The sequence below is a fragment of the Pedobacter sp. AJM genome (assembly GCF_002197755.1).
Lineage (GTDB): Bacteria > Bacteroidota > Bacteroidia > Sphingobacteriales > Sphingobacteriaceae > Pedobacter.
On record NZ_NHOT01000001.1, the window covers coordinates 810,848 to 828,224 of the forward strand.

Annotated in this window: 10 protein-coding genes; 2 read left to right on the plus strand and 8 right to left on the minus strand. The window is 39.7% G+C overall.

From position 1 onward, the window contains the following. Positions 1-37 precede the first annotated feature (37 nt). Positions 38-1,693 (minus strand): glycoside hydrolase family 43 protein, encoded by a 1,656-nt coding sequence (locus tag CBW18_RS03520; protein WP_088299837.1) that lies wholly within the window; start codon positions 1,691-1,693, stop codon positions 38-40. Positions 1,694-1,944: 251 nt separating this feature from the next. On the opposite strand from CBW18_RS03520, the gene uxuA reads away from it, so the two are divergent. After that, a complete protein-coding gene (gene uxuA, locus CBW18_RS03525; protein ID WP_088299838.1) occupies positions 1,945-3,114 on the plus strand; it encodes a mannonate dehydratase in 1,170 nt (389 codons plus the stop codon). A 3-nt stretch (positions 3,115-3,117) separates the two neighbouring features. Here the strand turns inward: uxuA and CBW18_RS03530 are convergent, their stop codons facing one another. The 6 genes from CBW18_RS03530 to CBW18_RS03555 form a co-directional block, all read right to left on the minus strand. Continuing rightward, the gene (locus CBW18_RS03530) at positions 3,118-4,140 is read right to left on the minus strand and encodes a LacI family DNA-binding transcriptional regulator (RefSeq protein ID WP_088299839.1); all 1,023 of its coding nucleotides are present in this window, start codon (positions 4,138-4,140) and stop codon (positions 3,118-3,120) included. 71 nt (positions 4,141-4,211) lie between these two features. Further along, positions 4,212-5,372, minus strand: a complete 1,161-nt coding sequence (locus CBW18_RS03535) for an acyltransferase family protein (protein WP_088299840.1) — start codon at positions 5,370-5,372, stop codon at positions 4,212-4,214. Positions 5,373-5,635: 263 nt separating this feature from the next. Next, positions 5,636-6,736 (minus strand): glycoside hydrolase family 43 protein, encoded by a 1,101-nt coding sequence (locus tag CBW18_RS03540; RefSeq protein WP_371566168.1) that lies wholly within the window; start codon positions 6,734-6,736, stop codon positions 5,636-5,638. Between the two features lie 24 nt (positions 6,737-6,760). Next, a complete protein-coding gene (locus CBW18_RS03545) occupies positions 6,761-9,628 on the minus strand; it encodes a glycosyl hydrolase 115 family protein (RefSeq protein WP_088299959.1) in 2,868 nt (955 codons plus the stop codon). Between the two features lie 4 nt (positions 9,629-9,632). Further along, positions 9,633-10,730 carry an endo-1,4-beta-xylanase gene (locus tag CBW18_RS03550; RefSeq protein ID WP_216359183.1) on the minus strand — a complete coding sequence of 366 codons (1,098 nt, stop codon included), beginning with the start codon at positions 10,728-10,730 and terminating at the stop codon, positions 9,633-9,635. 211 nt (positions 10,731-10,941) lie between these two features. Further along, positions 10,942-12,486 (minus strand): glycoside hydrolase family 10 protein, encoded by a 1,545-nt coding sequence (locus tag CBW18_RS03555; protein ID WP_088299843.1) that lies wholly within the window; start codon positions 12,484-12,486, stop codon positions 10,942-10,944. 200 nt (positions 12,487-12,686) lie between these two features. Here CBW18_RS03555 and CBW18_RS03560 point away from each other — a divergent pair, with 200 nt between their 5' ends. Next, positions 12,687-13,589 (plus strand): hypothetical protein, encoded by a 903-nt coding sequence (locus CBW18_RS03560; RefSeq protein ID WP_088299844.1) that lies wholly within the window; start codon positions 12,687-12,689, stop codon positions 13,587-13,589. A gap of 5 nt (positions 13,590-13,594) precedes the next feature. Here the strand turns inward: CBW18_RS03560 and CBW18_RS03565 are convergent, their stop codons facing one another. Continuing rightward, positions 13,595-17,323, minus strand: coding sequence for an ATP-binding protein (locus tag CBW18_RS03565; RefSeq protein WP_088299845.1), 3,729 nt, complete (start codon positions 17,321-17,323; stop codon positions 13,595-13,597). Between the last annotated feature and the right edge of the window lie 54 nt (positions 17,324-17,377).

Here is a 17,377-nt window from a genome sequence, read left to right on the forward strand (position 1 = left end):
CCAAACCCACATCCTGCCCATACTTCGCAAGTTGGCACTAACGGTAAATTTCATCATTACCCGCATAGTCCAGCCATTTAAAACCTGCAACATTTTGCGAAGCTTCGCCGGAAGAAGTAGCATAGAGGGCAAATAGAGATCCTACAAATCCGCCTGCCGCTTTAGTACTCAGATACTTCCCGTCAACATCACCCAATAGCAGTTTCCATTTATCAGGTTGTGTAGCATATTGAAAATTACATTTATCGCCATTTGTTTCAATCTGCAGGTATACTTTATTATTTCCACTGATTTCAACCTGTTTAATTAGCGTCGCCTTTTTTTGATCCTGGTCGCCTTTTAAAACCTGCAATACTGATTTGCCATCTACAACTGATCGGCATAAATAGTAAAAATGATATTCATTCTGAAAAATCATTATCCCGGCTTTTTCGTTAGCTGTTTTGGCTTTAAATACCAGCTCCGTACTGGCTTTGGCTTTTATGTGTTGCAATCGTTTACCAATAAAGGCAGGATTAGCTTTTCCCATACAGGTTTCGGGCAGTAGATTCATCGTTAAACCATCAGTTTTACTAAGCTTAAACCAGCTTGTATCTAAAGTTCTTAGAAAAAGTAAGGCAGGATCAAGCTTGTCTTTAAATTCTATTCTGTAAGAGAAATTGCCACTTTGAGGTCTTGCGTCTTTTTGCTTGACTTCTTTGAAGCCAGCCGAATAACTATATTTTATTTCCTTGCTATCCGGATTAATGACAGGCCATCCGTTTTCCCATTTTACAGGTGCAATAAAAGTTTCCCGCCCGGTATTGTAATAATCGCCCTCATATGGCCGGACCGCTAAGAAAACAGCATAGGTATTTCCATCCGGACCTTCTACAAGTTCTGCATGACCAGCCGAAGTAACAGGATTTTTCCTGTTGGGATCTAAGTTCCGCTGTGTTAAAATCGGATTATTTTCATAAGGCAGATATGGCCCCGATACGGATTTACTTCTTAATACCACCTGTGAATGATTTACTGATGTTCCTCCCTCCGCAGCACAGAGGTAATACCATTCTCCTCTTTTAAAAATATGTGGTCCCTCAATCCAAACCGGTTTTTTACTGATATCAACACCGCCATTAACCAGTGGTATTTCTTCACCCCGAACGCTTAAGGTTTCAGGATCAAATTCGTACATCCTGATTGTTCTGTGGCCACTGTACAAGGGTTTATTATCCGGCGCATCACTGTTGTAAATAATATAAGCTTTATCACGATCGAAAAATAAAGACGGATCGATTCCCTTCACCTGAGGCAGCCAAACAGGATCGCTCCATGGCCCCGCAGGGTTTTTAGCCGTGACCACAAAATTACCCTTTCCATCTATCAAAGTGCAGGTAACGTAAAATAATCCATTATGATAATGAATTGCTGGCGCGAATAATCCCCTGGAAACGCGATTGTCCATAAAATTCATCTGACCAGGGCGATCGATTACATTTCCAATCTGCTTCCAGTTTTTTAAATCCTGACTATGAAACACAGGAATACCTGGAAAATACGAGAAAGTTGAGTTGACCAGATAGTAATCTGATCCAACTTTAGTTACACTGGGGTCGGGATAAAAACCTGATAATATGGGGTTGTTAAACTTAATTTGTGCAACGCCCCGGAACGTTATGCCTATTAAAAAAATGAAAATCAGCTTTCTCATATTTATTTATACCTGGTTAAATTGTTGAAGATATACATAATGACATGAAAATGCAACCGATTGCAATATGATTTTTTTTCTTATTTTGCCTCTACAATTTATGGCATTTTAAAAGTACGGTATAAGGTGCTTTTTACATAAATTCACAGTTGTAACCAATATTTTAATTTTACCTGTTAAATAAAGCACGAAAATTTTTACTGAACAAGCAGCAATACCAATTATATTAAACCAAAATCAAAACGATAGAAATGAAAATGATTGAAACCATGCGTTGGTATGGACCAGATGACATTGTAAGTTTAACAGACATTAAACAGGCGGGCTGCAGTGGTGTGGTTACGGCATTACACCACATTCCGGTAGGTGAAATCTGGACTGTTGAAGAAATTCAGAAAAGAAAGGCTGAAATTGAAGAGACCGGCATGACCTGGAGTGTTGTGGAGAGCTTACCGGTACATGAAGACATTAAAAAAAGAGCCGGGAAGTACCAAACCTGGATCAACAATTATAAAATAAGCCTGGAGAACCTTTCCTCCTGCGGCATCAGGGTGATTACCTATAATTTTATGCCGGTATTGGACTGGATGCGCACCAACCTCAGGTACGAAACTGAAACCGGGGCCCTGGCTTTACGATTTGAAAAATCAGCATTCATCGCTTTCGATTTATTTTTACTGAAAAGGCCAAATGCAACTGCAGATTATACTGAAGATGAAATAAAAAAGGCTACTCATTATTTCGACAAATTAACCGATACACAAAAAAATGAACTCACTGCAAATTGTTTGCAGGGCTTACCAGGCAGCAAGGATCATTTCACACCTGAACAAGTTTTAGCATTATTAGATGGCTTTAAAGGAATTACCTCCGATATCTTAAAACAAAACCTGGTTCAGTTTCTGAAGGAGATTACGCCGGTTGCAGACGAACACGGTATGCAAATGGCCATCCACCCGGATGATCCTCCTTATCCCATTTTAGGTTTACCCAGAATTATGAGTACAGAAAAAGATGCACAATACCTGATCGACCAGGTACCGGCTAAATCAAATGGGCTTTGTTTCTGCAGTGGTTCATTTGGTGCAAGACCAGATAATGATCTCCCGGGAATGATCAAAAGATTAGGTTCAAGAATCCATTTTCTCCATTTAAGAAGTACAAAAAGGGATGAAGACGGTAATTTTTATGAAGCCAATCACCTGGAGGGCGATGCTGATATGTTTACAGTCGTTCGTGAAGCAGTAAAACTGATGCATGCTGAAAACAGAACAATACCAATGCGTCCGGATCATGGACACCAGATGCTTGATGACCTTAGCAAACAACCTTATCCAGGATATTCTGCCATAGGTAGGCTCAAAGGCCTGGCCGAAATCAGAGGCCTTGAAATGGGCATCAGCAAAAGCTTATTCAATTAAGCATCAGGAAGGCAATTTAGTACTAGATTGCCTTTCTACTACTGTTGGATTTAACACAATATGCGCTGTATTTTCATAAGGATTTTCCTGATGAATCATCTTTAGAAACATTTTTGCACATTCCTGTCCCATTTGCGAGGCATGCTGATCAATGGTAGATAAGTTTGGCGTGATATAGGCCGAAAATGCTTCATTCGCAAAACCAATCACCCCGATTTCAGGCGGTGTCTGATCAATCTCCTTCAGTTTTTTAATTACACCCAATGCCGTAAAATCATCTCCGGCAACAATGGCATCTGGTCTATTTTCAAACCGCATTAATTTTCCGGCACCAAACCTGCCGTCTTTAATGGATAATCCGCCAAAATGAATATACTCTTCCAAAACAGGCAGATGATTGTCCTGTAATGCCGCTTTATACCCTTTCAGCCTGTCGTTAAAAATTTTAATCTGATGAATAGTGGTTATGAAAGCAATGTTCCGGTATCCCTGATCAATTAAATGCTGGGTGGCCATATAACCCGCCCTAAAATCATCAAGGGTAATGGTAGGCACATTCAAATCTTCGTTTACACGATCAAAAAGAATCAGGGGCTTGTTTTGCTTTACAATTTCCTTAAAATGAGATACATCACTCGTTTCCAGAGACAATGAAGCCATAATGCCATCTACCTGAGCCTCAAGCAATGTTTTTACGCCATTAATTTCATTTTCAACCGATTCATTTGATTGATAAATGATTACCCGGTAACCACTGTCTTTTAAGCCGTCTTCAATACAGTGGATAATGGAGGCAAAAAAATGAGCCTGCACACTGGGCACAATGACACCAATAATATGTGTTTTGCCTGATTTTAGTGCCGAAGCCAGCTTATTAGGACTATAATTCAGCTTTTCTGCCGTTTCAATTACGGCCTTACGGGTGGCTTCACTTATTGCCGGAAAACCACTTAAAGCCCTCGAAACCGTAGAAACAGTAATGTTTAAAGCTTTGGCAATATCGTATATAGTTGTTTTCTTACTCAATTTTTAATGTAATGAGGGCTACCAATTTATCATATTCTATTTTTCAACCGATTGTTCCGCCAATTTAACAATTAAACCTTAACGATGATATTCTTTTTATACATGAAATACAGGAGTACATAGAAACCAAGCACATAACTTATGGCCCAGGCCAATGATGCATTAACAGGCGAAAAGAAAGGCGTATAAAACGTAGCATACATCTTTTCAAGTAATGGTGATTGAGTACCGTCAGCATTTGGCAGTTTAATAAAATTTAACATACGTGGCATCAGGCCTGCCAGAAAAAAGACAGTAATGGCATTTACGCCGTAAACAACAAAAGGCTGTGTAATTCTTTTATAACCCTGAACATCAATCAGCCAGTAACAAAGTGCAAATCCGATAGATGCCAAACCACCGGCATACAATACATATGAACTGGTCCACAAGGCTTTGTTAATGGGAAACTGTAAATCCCAAAGTAACCCTAAAATAACCGCAGCTATACCTGCAGTGAATAACCAGGCTACCTTTGTAGGTTGATCCGTATCTTTTCCACGCATCCATACCCCTGCCAGAATGCCAAACAAACAGGTACCTATAGCCGGTAATGTACTTAATATACCTTCAGGATCCCAGGTTTTTGATGATGACCAGGTATGTGCTTCGGTTAAAACCCCTCTATCAATCCATGCAGCTAGGTTGGTTTCTTTCTCAAGATTTGCATAGCCTATGCCAGGTACGGGCACAAAAGTCATGAGTGCCCAGTAAATGGCTAAAATGGAAATTAATAATTTGAATATGCCCCGGGTGGAAACTTTTAGAAAAATGATGCTACTTACGACAAATACAATCCCAATGCGCTGTAAAACACCCAGCAGCCTGACGGTTTGAAAAGCTTCTAAAAGACTTTTACCATCAGTCATAACGGCCATCATTTTGCCGAATATGGCCAGGAAAAATCCAAGCAGATACAGAATAACACCTCTTTTGATCGCCTTATTGATGGTTTTGTAGTGTGTGCTTGGATCTGCCTTACTACTGCTCATCGCAAATGCAATGGAAACACCAACAATCCAGAGAAAAAAAGGAAAAATTAAATCTGTTGGTGTACAACCATTCCATTCTGCATGTTCTAAAGGCGCATAAATGTGGCCCCAGCTACCCGGATTATTCACTAAAATCATCGCGGCAACAGTTAATCCCCTGAAGAAATCAAGTGATAGCAGGCGTTGTTTAGGCTCGGTCATGAATTAGAATTAGGTTTAGCAAACTAATTTAATACTTTGCTTTTACATCGCGAAATAAATGATCACGTTCTATGCGGCTTATGTAATGGCAAATTACGTGGTTTAAAAAAAATAACCAACCACTTTCTAAACTGATAAAACCTATTGGGTAAACCTTAAGACTTCGCAAGCCGAAAATTCAACTTACGAAGCTTAAAGTGATAGCGCACAATTTTGAAAATCATCAGCCTTTTTGTGCTAAAACCAATCAGGTTAATGCTGAATTATTTTTTCATCGGCTCTATTAAGGCTATGGTTCCATCCGGGTTATGCGTAAGTGCTGTCACCTTTATATTTCTGAGATGCGTTTTATTTGAAAGCTGGGTGTCATGGTAAAAGATATACCATTTGCCTTTCACTTCAACAATAGAATGATGTGTTGTCCATCCCTGAACCGGATTCATAAAAGTACCCTGATACTTAAATGGCCCGAAAGGACTATCGCCAATGGCCGAAGCTAAAAAGTGTGTATCACCGGTAGAATATGTAAAATAATATTTTCCATTATACTTGTGCATCCATGCGCCCTCAAAGAAACGCCTGTCATGGTCTTTGGTGAGCAATGGTTTACCATTTTGATCGAGTATGACTACATCTTTCACCGCACCATCAAAAGTTAACATATCTTTATTTAGCTTTGCTATTTTCGCCGTTAATGCAGGCTCGTTTTCCTTTTGAGAATCAGTTTTTGAACCATTTGCATCGTATTTGCCATTGTTCCAGCGTTGTAGCTGACCACCCCAGATACCTCCGAAATACATATAACTTGAACCATCTGTATCAGTAAATACGGCAGGATCAATACTGAAACTTCCTTCTATTGGTTTTGGTTCTGCCTTAAACGGACCTGCCGGATCTTTAGCCGTGGCCACCCCGATACGGAACACATCCTGTTTATCTTTTACCGGAAAATACAGGTAGTAAGTACCGTCTTTAAAGGCTGCATCAGGTGCCCAGAGCTGGCGGCCTGCCCATGGAATATCCTTTATACTTAAACCTACGCCATGATCTGTTACCTTTCCATTTATGCTGTCCATACTCAGGATGTGGTAATCATTCATGGCAAAATGATCGCCATTATCATTTTCAGGTACCCCGGCATCGATATCATGCGATGGATAAATGTATATTTTCCCATTAAAAACATGTGCCGAAGGATCTGCCGTGTAAATTTCACTGATTAAAGGCTGCGAAAGATACTTGGATTTTTTACTGGTATCAGCTGTTTCTGAAGTGTTTTTCTTTGCATTTTGCTGGCAGGAACTGGTTACTGCAAGTGCCATAACTAAGGCCAGTCCAGATAATTTTTTAATGTTTCTCATCATTTTAAGATTTATAAATGGTTAAGTTTATTTTGATTTACTTATAAAAGTTTCCGGTGGACCAAGAAAACTTGGCTTCAGGCCACCCAGGTCGAGTACCAGTTTCTGTAATACCACTCCCGGGTTTATCATCCAGTATTTAAGGGTATGCCTGCCGCTTTTTTTAAAATTCACGGCTGTTTTGAAGATCTTGATATTATCGGCTACTGATCGTCGCCAGGCGGGATCTGTTTGATATCCGGCACTGATATTGACAATCACTGGTGGCTCATCATCAATGGAAACGGCAAATTTTAATCCATCACTATTGGTGAAATCAATGGTAGGTGAAATATAAGTATGAAGGTTAAATGTACCTGCGCGGTTAAGATAAAGATCATACTCCAGATGCGGGGTATTGGCATCCAGGTTTTGAGCAGGTGATGTAACCGGAACCGGAAGCACTCCTCCTGTGGTTTTTCCGTAGTTCGGGATGGTTTTCCAAAATATCGGGCGGTTGCTCATTGCCCTGCTGTAATTTGGTGCTTCCATAGAAATATAACCGTCGCGTTCTGCAAAAGCATTTACAATTTGGTTCGTATATGTTGCATGATTTAAAGATAAAGGAACACTTAATTTTGTTCCATCACTTCCGGTTATCAGAAGGTTTGCCTGTGTTTTCCCTTTTGGTGCCCTGCCCCAGTCAATACTGATCCGGATTCTCTTCTCCTCATTTAAGATTCCTTTTGCCGTGCTCAATTTAACATGCGACGGAGCCTTTATCTGATAGTTTACAGAACCATTACCCCTGTTAAATAATTCAATATAATGTGATGAATTGATATCATGATCAAAAGTTGGAACAGCAACATTTACTTTTTCATTGCTTACCCAGGAAGAATCACTCCCTTCAATGGCCAGCCCCATTTGTGGCTTAGTTTGCGCCGAGCCGGAAGTCTGCCTTATCGTTTTTGGAATAGCATTCTTTTCAGGTTGCTGCCAGGAGGTATAGCCAATATGGGTTTGATCCATCATGTGGTTCCATTTTCCATTGGCCATGGTTTTATTATAATATTGGGTGATGTCTTCATCACGTTTATACCATGCTGCAACCTGATCAGCCATTGCATTTGTGGCGAAACGACCTTGTTTGGCATAAAGCTTATTCTTGGCCACATGATAATAAAGGTTGTAAAGGTTCGCGCTGGCCTCTACCGGATGCATGACCAGCTGATAATAAGCATCCTTTTGCTCGGCCGGGATCTGATCAAAAATGAATCTGGCCTTTTGCTCCAGTTTCTGGTAATCTGCAACTACATTCTCAAATTCATTATAATTAATCAAGCTGTAGGTACGGTCATTCAGCAATTCTGGCTTTACCCGACCGTTATATTTGGAGTAAAAGTCAAGTATTTCAGCAATTTCCATAGCATAGGTTTTATCAAATTGCTGTGCAGACCAATCGATGGTATATTGCTTCAGTTTTTCTGCGGGGATGGCATCTGGTGCCCAGGCATAATCCAGGAAGAATGAAATGGGGAATTCCATTGGTTTCAAATCACCTACATTTACAATCCAGATCTGACTCGCATTATACTCGTAAGCGAGATTCATCTGCTCCCAGATTTTTTGGATGGGATTGGTATTGATCCACTTATAATTTCGTGGATCACCCACATAATCAAAGTGATAATAAATGCCATAACCACCTTTTCTGGGTGCCTCATTAAGCTTGGGCAGTTTCCTGATATTGCCCCAGTTATCATCACAAAGCAGTAAGGTAACATCATCAGGTAGCCGCATGCCCTTATCATAATAGGCCTGTACTTCTTTATAGAGTGCCCATAATTGAGGTGTTTCAGAAGCGGGTTTTTTCGTTACTTTTTCAATGATTTCTCGCTGGTCTTTCACGATTTTTTCCAGTAATGCGGTAGCCGTTCCGGCTGTCATCGGTTCATCTCCGTCACCACGCATACCAACTGTTATGATCTGCTCCTTATCAGCCACACGCTTCAAACCACTTTCCCAAAAGGCCCGCAGCTGTTCGGGATTCTGATCATAATTCCATTTGCCACCTTTATATCTTTTCCATTCATCATGTGCCCTGGCCAAAGGTTCATGGTGCGAAGTCCCGATTACTACACCATATTCATCAGCCAAAACCGGATTCATGGGATCATCATCGTTAAAAGCGCTGCCCCACATGGCTGGCCAAAGGTAATTGCCTTTTAAACGCAGAATCAATTCAAATACTTTACTATAAAATTTGCTGTTGAAGCCCCCAAATTCCTTTTTGCTCCAGCCCGAAAGTGCCGGAGCTTCATCATTAAGAAATATGCCACGGTACTTTACAGCAGGCGAAGCAATAATATGCCTGCCTGAAATGGCAAAAAGCGCTTCACTTTTTTTAACCGGAACATCTGCCCAGTAGTACCATGGTGAAACACCCATCTGCCCGGATAATTCATATATCCCATAAATGGTTCCACGTTTATCACTGCCAGCAATCACCAGTGCTGAATCTATTCCCGGCGCAGGATTCATCACCACTTCAATCAAGGTGCTTTCCCACTTACCTGCCACACCGGCTACATTAATTTTACCATCCTGAATTAACTGATCAATAATATTGCTCTTTCCTATGGTACCTATAATAATGGCGGTATTGGCTGTTTTATCGCTTAGAAAAGCTGGCTTTAAGCCGGTAACTTTTTCAACATCCACCTGAAGATTAGTAGCGGCCCGGATAACGCCAGGCCATTCATTTCCACTTACCAGAATAGAAGATACCATGCCTTTGCCTGCCAGTGCAAAACTTCCCTTAACATAGCTTTTTGAAATGAATGGATCAACACCTGCAGCCTGACTGATGGCTTTGCAACCCAGGAATATCATAATAAGAACTAGTTTCTTCATCTGGTTAATCTTTAAAGTTAATGACTTCCTGATAGGCTTTTTTAGGCTGGAAATGCCCATCAAAAAGCAACGGATAATTTTTTCTTCCAGCTACCGGATAATTATCCAGCCATGAATAACGGTCGGAGATATTCCAGAATGTGACATTTGTAATGACATTTTTATATTGGCGGAAAATTTTAAAAACCATCGCATATTTATCCCGTTGTGCTTTTTCCAGTTCGGGCGTAAACACGTCCGATTCACCTGGTCTGCGGGCACGTTTATTTTTTTCCCATGGATAAATGGAAATATCGAGTTCCGTAAACTGGATGTTAAGTCCGAGTGATGAATAGCTTTCTATGGCTGTCCTAAGTTCGTCTTCGCCAGGCTCCTGCACAGACCAGTGTGCCTGTAAACCTATGCCATCAATTGGTACACCTTTATCTTTTAAACTTTTAAGTAGTTTATAAATCCTTTCCCGTTTTTCAGGCCTTTCGGTATTATAATCATTGTAAAAAAGTTTAGCGTCAGGATCGGCCTCGTGTGCATATTCAAATGCCTTTACAATAAATTCTTCACCACAGATCTGGAACCATTTAGATTTTCTTAAATATTCTTTTGGATCATCATCTATGGCTTCATTAACAACATCCCAAGCATAAATTTTTCCCTTATATCGACTTACGACCGCAGTAATGTGTGTTTTTAATCTTTGCAGCAATACTGTTTTGGTTACTTCTTTACCTTCATGATCTTTAAAAAGCCAATCTGGAGCTTGCTCATGCCAGCATAAATTATGGCCGCGAACTTTAATGCCGTTTCTTTGTGCAAAACTGATGATAGAATCAGCTTCTTTCCAGTAAAAAACACCCTCTCTGGGCTGCAGAGAAACCATTTTCATTGCATTTTCTGCAGTAATGCTATTGAACTGTTTTTTGATCAGCGGCACCGCGTTTCCGGCAAGGTCTTTCATGCCTAACGCCACACCAATTGAAAAATAAGATTGATAGAAGTCTTTTAAGCCACGCTGATCTGAGGAATAATTAACCATGTTTTGCGGCGATTTGCAGGAGTTCAGCACCATTATTAACGGAAAATAAATCCATAATACTGATCCCATAAATCTTAAGAATTTACACTTCCTGCTCATGCTATACCTGGTTTGATAAAATTATACCCGTACTAAAGTATAACTATTTACCCCAAACAGCAATCGGTTGCACATATTTACTGTTTTCTTGATCAAATGAGCAACTCCCCCATCCAGCCAGAACCATTTCAACTTCCCAACTCATCAGCTAAGCCGCTATCCGCACACCTTACCAACTCCGCTATTCCTTTGCCAAAGGAACCTCCACACCTACGGGTCCGCTGGGCTCACTTTCGTTCTTGAGGCGGTCTAAGGCCGTTACCAGATAGCTATAACGCTTTCCATTTTCTATACCGGTATCTATAAACGAGACATAATCTTCAAAACTGATTCTGATGATGTTTTTCGGATCAAGAACAGAGATCTTTTCTCCTTCTGCAAAGCGATAAATCACATAACCTGATGCCGTTTCCCCGTCTTTAGCCTTTAATGGTTTCTCCCATTTTAAATGAACACCATCTTTAAGTGCATCGGCTGATAATTGCTGTGGCTGATTAGGCGGTACTTCATCCAGCCAGGGCATTTGCGGCGGTAAAGCCTGGTATTTATAATAATTATTTTTTAGTGAGTCGGCCAAAGATCTTGCCACTGTACTTAATGATTTGGAACTAAAATACACACTGCCCTGAATGCGGCTGTTCTCTCTTAAATACCGGATCTGATTGGGTATTTCAGCAGGGTTACTCCAGGCTTTCTCCGCACGTGAATTTACCAGATAGGCAGCCTGCCCGATGTATACATGCCTGCCATAGCTATTGTTGCTCCACCAATCAACCAGTGTACCGAAAGGTGCAACCCTCCTGGTAAAAGAGAAATAAATCTGCGGATTGATATAATCTACCCAGCCTTCTTTTACCCATTTCCGGCTATCGGCAAAAAGTTCCGCATAATTGGATAAGCCACTGGTAGCAGAACCTTCCGGATCTTCGTTTTTATTCCGCCAGATTCCAAAAGGGCTGACGCCGAATTTTACCCATTTTTTATAATGATGAACACTGTCATCTATTTCTTTAATCAAGAGGTTAACATTATTCCTTCTCCAGTCTCTGATATCAGTAAAGTCTTCTTTGTATTTATTGAATGTTTCCGAATCATTAATGGTTTGTCCTTCAAGTTTATAGGGATAAAAATAATCATCAAAATGGATCCCATCCACATCATACTCCTTTACTACATCTAAAATAACCTGAACAATATATGCCCTGACATCAGGTATTCCCGGATCAAAATGCTTTTTACCACCATAAGTAAAAAACCAATCGGGGTGTTTTCTGATGGCATGATTTTCACTGAACACAGTGCTGCTACTCATGCTGGCTCGGTAAGGATTAAACCATGCATGCAGTTCCATCCCCCTGATATGAGATTCTTTAATGGCGAAAGCTAAAGGATCATATCCAGGTGCCGGAGCCAAACCTTGCCTTCCCATTAACCACTGGCTCCAGGGCTCCCTTGATTTGGCATAAAAAGCATCGCCGGCAGGCCGTACCTGTAAAATAATGGCATTCATGCCCTGTGATTTATGGCGTTCAAGAATACCGATCAACTCCTGCTTTTGCTGGTCAACGCTTAATCCTGGCCTTGAGGGCCAGTCGATATTGGTCACTGTGGCAACCCAAACGCCCCTGAACTCTCTTTTTGGTGCAATTTTTGATGGTGGTTGAGCATTTAATATATATGGTAGTGTAGTTACAATTAAAAGTGCGTATAGAAAGTTTTTAAGCATTATTCTGTCTTATTTTTTATTCAGGATGTTTTATTTGTGTGTGTAATACAAATGAATCTTAGCAATTAAACGATTTTTTTTAAAAACTCTTATAAATTTTATTAATAATTCTATTTTGCGCCCTGCTAAATTAATTGTACCCCTTATACCTATGGGAGAACAAAAGTATATTAATTTAAGAAGATACAGCATTATTAAGAATGGAACCACAAAAGATTAATAAGGGAGATAGGAATAAAATCTACTTTCTGATCATTGTTATTGCGGCACTTGTCGGAACAAACGCTTATTTATTTTTTAAAGACAGACAACAGAGCAAAAAGTTTGTAACAGTAAGTACAGAAAAAGATAAACTTCGTTTAGAAGTGGAGAAAATTGAAGTAGAGCTTGACAAAGTAAATGCACTGAATCTTGATTTAAATGAAAAACTCGTAGAAGAGCAGCAACTAGCCAGAAAGAAAATTGAAGAACTTAAACTTGCTTTAGAAAAAGGAGAGATTACCCAGGGCGAACTGGATAAAGCCAATACCCAGATTAGTGAGCTGAAGGTTTTTGTGAAGAATTATAATGATCAGATTATCCAGCTTCAGAAAGACAATATTTTCCTGAAAAACAGCCGAGACAGCCTGGAGAATACCTTAAGAAACATCAGCAATAGAGCTTCAGGCTTAGAAGATGAAAATGCCAGTCTTAGTGCCAAGGTTAAAACTGCAGCGGCATTAAAGCTGCAGAATGCAGAAATCTTTGCTTTTAGGACAAAATCGAGCGGAAAAAAAGTTCAGGTTAGCAAATCTTCAGCTGCAGAAAAGTTAAGCGTTCGCTTTACTATTATCCCAAATGAGCTTGCAGAAAAGGGCCACCACAACATCTACCTGCGGGTATTTGACCCTGCAGGGAATTTACTGGCTGATGACGGAGATCGTTTTGAGGCCGATGGCCAGGAGATGCAGTTTAGTCATTCCATCTATATAGACTACAATAATGACAACAGCTCTTACGTGATCGATTGGAAGAATCCAAAATCATTCATGAAAGGAATTTATACAGTTATTTTATATACTAATGGCAATACAATGGGGAAAGCCCAGGTAGAATTAAGATAAGGCCTTTATGCCAGTGGATATGTAAGATAAAACGTAGTACCCACATCAGGCACTGAAGTAAAACTTATCTCGCCACCCGCATTTTCTACAGCCTGCTTGACAAAAGCAAGCCCCAAACCAGTTCCGGAAGTTTTAGTGGTAAAATTTGGTACAAAAATTTTATCGTGTAATACCAGTGGAATTCCTTTTCCGTTGTCTTTGATTTCTACAAAAGCGTGCGATTTATCGTTGTATAAAACCACCGTTACGCAACAGTGTTCATTGCCTTCAATCGCCTCAATGGCATTTTTAAACAAGTTATTAAAACTCCTCAATAACTGGTCATGATCTGCCAGGATATAAATCTGCTGACTGGATTTATTCAGCAGGTTTATTTCTGCATTACCGGTATTTTTGTACACTTCTCTGGCCTGCTCCAGTACCGGCAGAATCTCTATTTTCTCCAGATTGGTATCAGGCATTTTGGCAAAATTTGAGAATTCAGAGGCTATTTTAGAAAGGCTGTCTATCTGTTCAATGAATGATTTACTAAACTTTTTAAACTTAACCTCAAAATTGGGATCATTTTCCCGCCAGGATTTCTCCAGCAGCTGAACACCCAGTTTTAGCGGAGTGAGCGGGTTTTTAATTTCATGTGCCACCTGCTTGGCCATCTCCCGCCAGGCACTTTCCCTTTCAGAGCGGGCAAGCTTCACCGCACTGGCCTCAAGCGCCGCAATCATGCTGTTATACTCTTTAATCAGCGATCCGATTTCATCATGTCTCCGCCATACGATAGGCTCGTTACGTTGCCCGATCCTGGTTCGGCTAATGCTTTCCTGGATAAAAGTTAACGGACTCGTAATCTGATTGGCCAGGAATACGGCTAAAACGCCCACCGCAACAAACACGAGTGCATAAATATTGATCAGGTTACTGACGAAAAGTGCAATCTTATCAGAATATTCCTCTTCATTGGAATAATTAGGTAAACCAATGTAAGCGATGGTTTCATTCTGTGCATTGCGAATAGGCGCATATGCAGCTGCGTAAGTCAGGTTGCCCACCTTTTCTTCCGGGTTAATATATTCTGACCGTTTGAGCTGGGTAAGATAGGTATATGCCAGCGGTCCCATCTTTTTACCAATCACCTTATAATTATATAACTTGGGATAGGTTGTCATGATCAGGTTGCCTTTTGTATCATAAAGATTCAGGTCGGCATTATTGATATCTGCAAAGTTGTTAAAATCAGCAACGGCATTTTCGTCATCATTAATCCCCCCGCTAAATACCTGTTTCTCAAAATTTTGCTGTACTTTTCTGATCTTATCTTTAATGGCGGCATTTTGCTGTCCCCTGTATTCATTGTCCATGTAATAATAAGTTACCCAGCCTACAATGAGTAAGGTAGCTACAACAGAGAGCACAATGGATACCTGAATACGGGTTTTGTACAATATTTTGTTGGCATTAATCATGAGTGAGCGGTTAATGCTAAACCAGCCTACCCGTTCATCATCCAGGTTTTTAATGAGCCACACCAACCCGTAAAGTAATAAGGAGAAAATGATAAAAACGAGAAAGAAGAAAGACAAAGCCGCCAAACGCTCCACATAACCCACCTTTTCCTTGCTGATGACCACCATTTTATTATCCGAAGGCTTGTAAATCAGGTGACTGTATGGAAGTGCGCTATCACTACTGCTTACAAAATCATCCTTTTTGCCCTTAAAATTATGCCCGTCTAATGGATAGGTATAGTTTCCAGATTGATTTAAAAGACGGTTATTGTTATAGAAGGCGATGGAATAACCCCTGAAGTCTTCATCTCTGATCAATTTCTGATCGCCAAGTAAGTCAGGTAATTTATTATTATAATTATACGGTTTCGAACGGAGTTCAACAACCAGCGTACCCAATAATGACCCATGGTCTATCACAGATATAATACCGAAATAGTCCTGATAACCAAAGGTATTGTTCACCTGGTAAAAATAATTACCTCCGTTAATTTTAACGGAACCTGATTCAACCAGTTCTTTATATTTTGAAAAAGGCTGGCTTCTCACATTATCAATGCTCTGTCCGTTTCTGTTATAAGGATAAATCTGATAATCATAACGGGACAAGTATCCGTCCATGTAATTTTTAATGTGGTTTTTTAATACGGTATAATTGGTAACGGCGCCTTGTTTAAAATAACGCACCAAAAACTCATCATTAAGCAATTGTGATTCGAATACACCTAGCGAGATAATGGCATTAGGATCTTCAGACGATTGAATTTTGCGGGCCAGCGGTTCACGGAGGCTGCGTTCTTTTATATCCTTATATTTAATGTATTTAATGGATGTATTGAAAGCCAGGCAGAAAAAAACAATGGCAAATAAACCAACCGAGAACCTGATTCCCTGTACATAGATTCCTCTTGCGATGATAAACAGAATAAGTGCAAAAACAATAAAAAAGGCAGTAAAATCTGTTAAGGCTTTGTATACAAAAAGTGCGGCAAAGGCGGTCAAAAAGATAATCAGCCTTTCTTTGTTGGTAACCTTCAAAGATAACGTTATTGTAGCAGTGATTACCGTAATCAGATAGATCTGAAACCATACCAAACACAGGATCACAATACTGACCCAGCTTGAGCCGCTTAACTTTAAAATATTAATAATCTCGAAATTGATTTTGGAATTATAAATAAGCCCGAAAAAGACCTCATCACTATAATAAGCTATAATGCCGATGAAAACCAGTAAAATCGCATGGATGAGGATACCCAGTACTTTACTCCTTTTGATCCATCCGGCAAACTGGTATTCCTCTTTGTGGTTGTATACAAACAGTAAAAACCAGGTTAAAGAAAATACATTCAGCATGAAATCACCAAGAGAAGGCATGAGAAAACTATCTCCATAAATTCGCGGATCAAACAGTGATAGTGAAAAATGGTGGTTAAACCAACCGTAATATAAATCTGAAAACCGGAACAAAGCAAAGAACGCCAGTAACAGAAAAGTACCTGAAACAAGATAGCCTTTTTTGGCAATCAGTGCGCTTAATGAATTAAAAAACATGCAGATACACAGCATGCCGCCAATAAATAGCCAGAGCTGTGTAACCGAATAATAATCGTTGCTATATCCTGGTTTTATTTTTAGCCCGAACAAAAATTTGTTATCCAGGCTTTTGATGACATAAACATCCTTATCGGTAAAAGAAGCCAGCGTTAGTATTTTCGAATTCGTCAGAGACGGATCAATGTCATTTTTAAAATATGGTGTTTCCCTAAACGGGTATTGAGATTGGATGCTAATCAGAAAAACAAAACAAAAGCTGCCTTCTGAATGCTTAATTACTTCATACCATCCATTATAAAAGAACAATACGGATTTTCCTTCTTTTACCCTGGAAAGATCGAAATCTGTTACTTTATAGGAACTCCAGAATTTAAGTTGGTTATGTTGAAAAGTTAAAAGGTTGATTCCTTTATTTTTCCTGTAAGTGTTTAAAAAATCAATGGCACCTTTCGGGTTATGATGCAGTTGCTTCGCTTTCTGTACTTCTTTTTTATTGGAAAGAAAATCTTCTACATTCTTTTCCTTAATCAGCAGGTTAGTTTGAACTTCCCTTGCATATCTTTCCAGCAGCTCAGATTTGGTGGTAAATTTGCTTAATGTGATAGAGGTTGTAATCAGGCAACAGGCCAATACAAACAGCAGAAATCTAATTTTTACACCAAAGCTCAATGTCATTAATTTTGATAAAGGTAAATATAGATAAAAACAGCACCACAAATATTTTGTTTA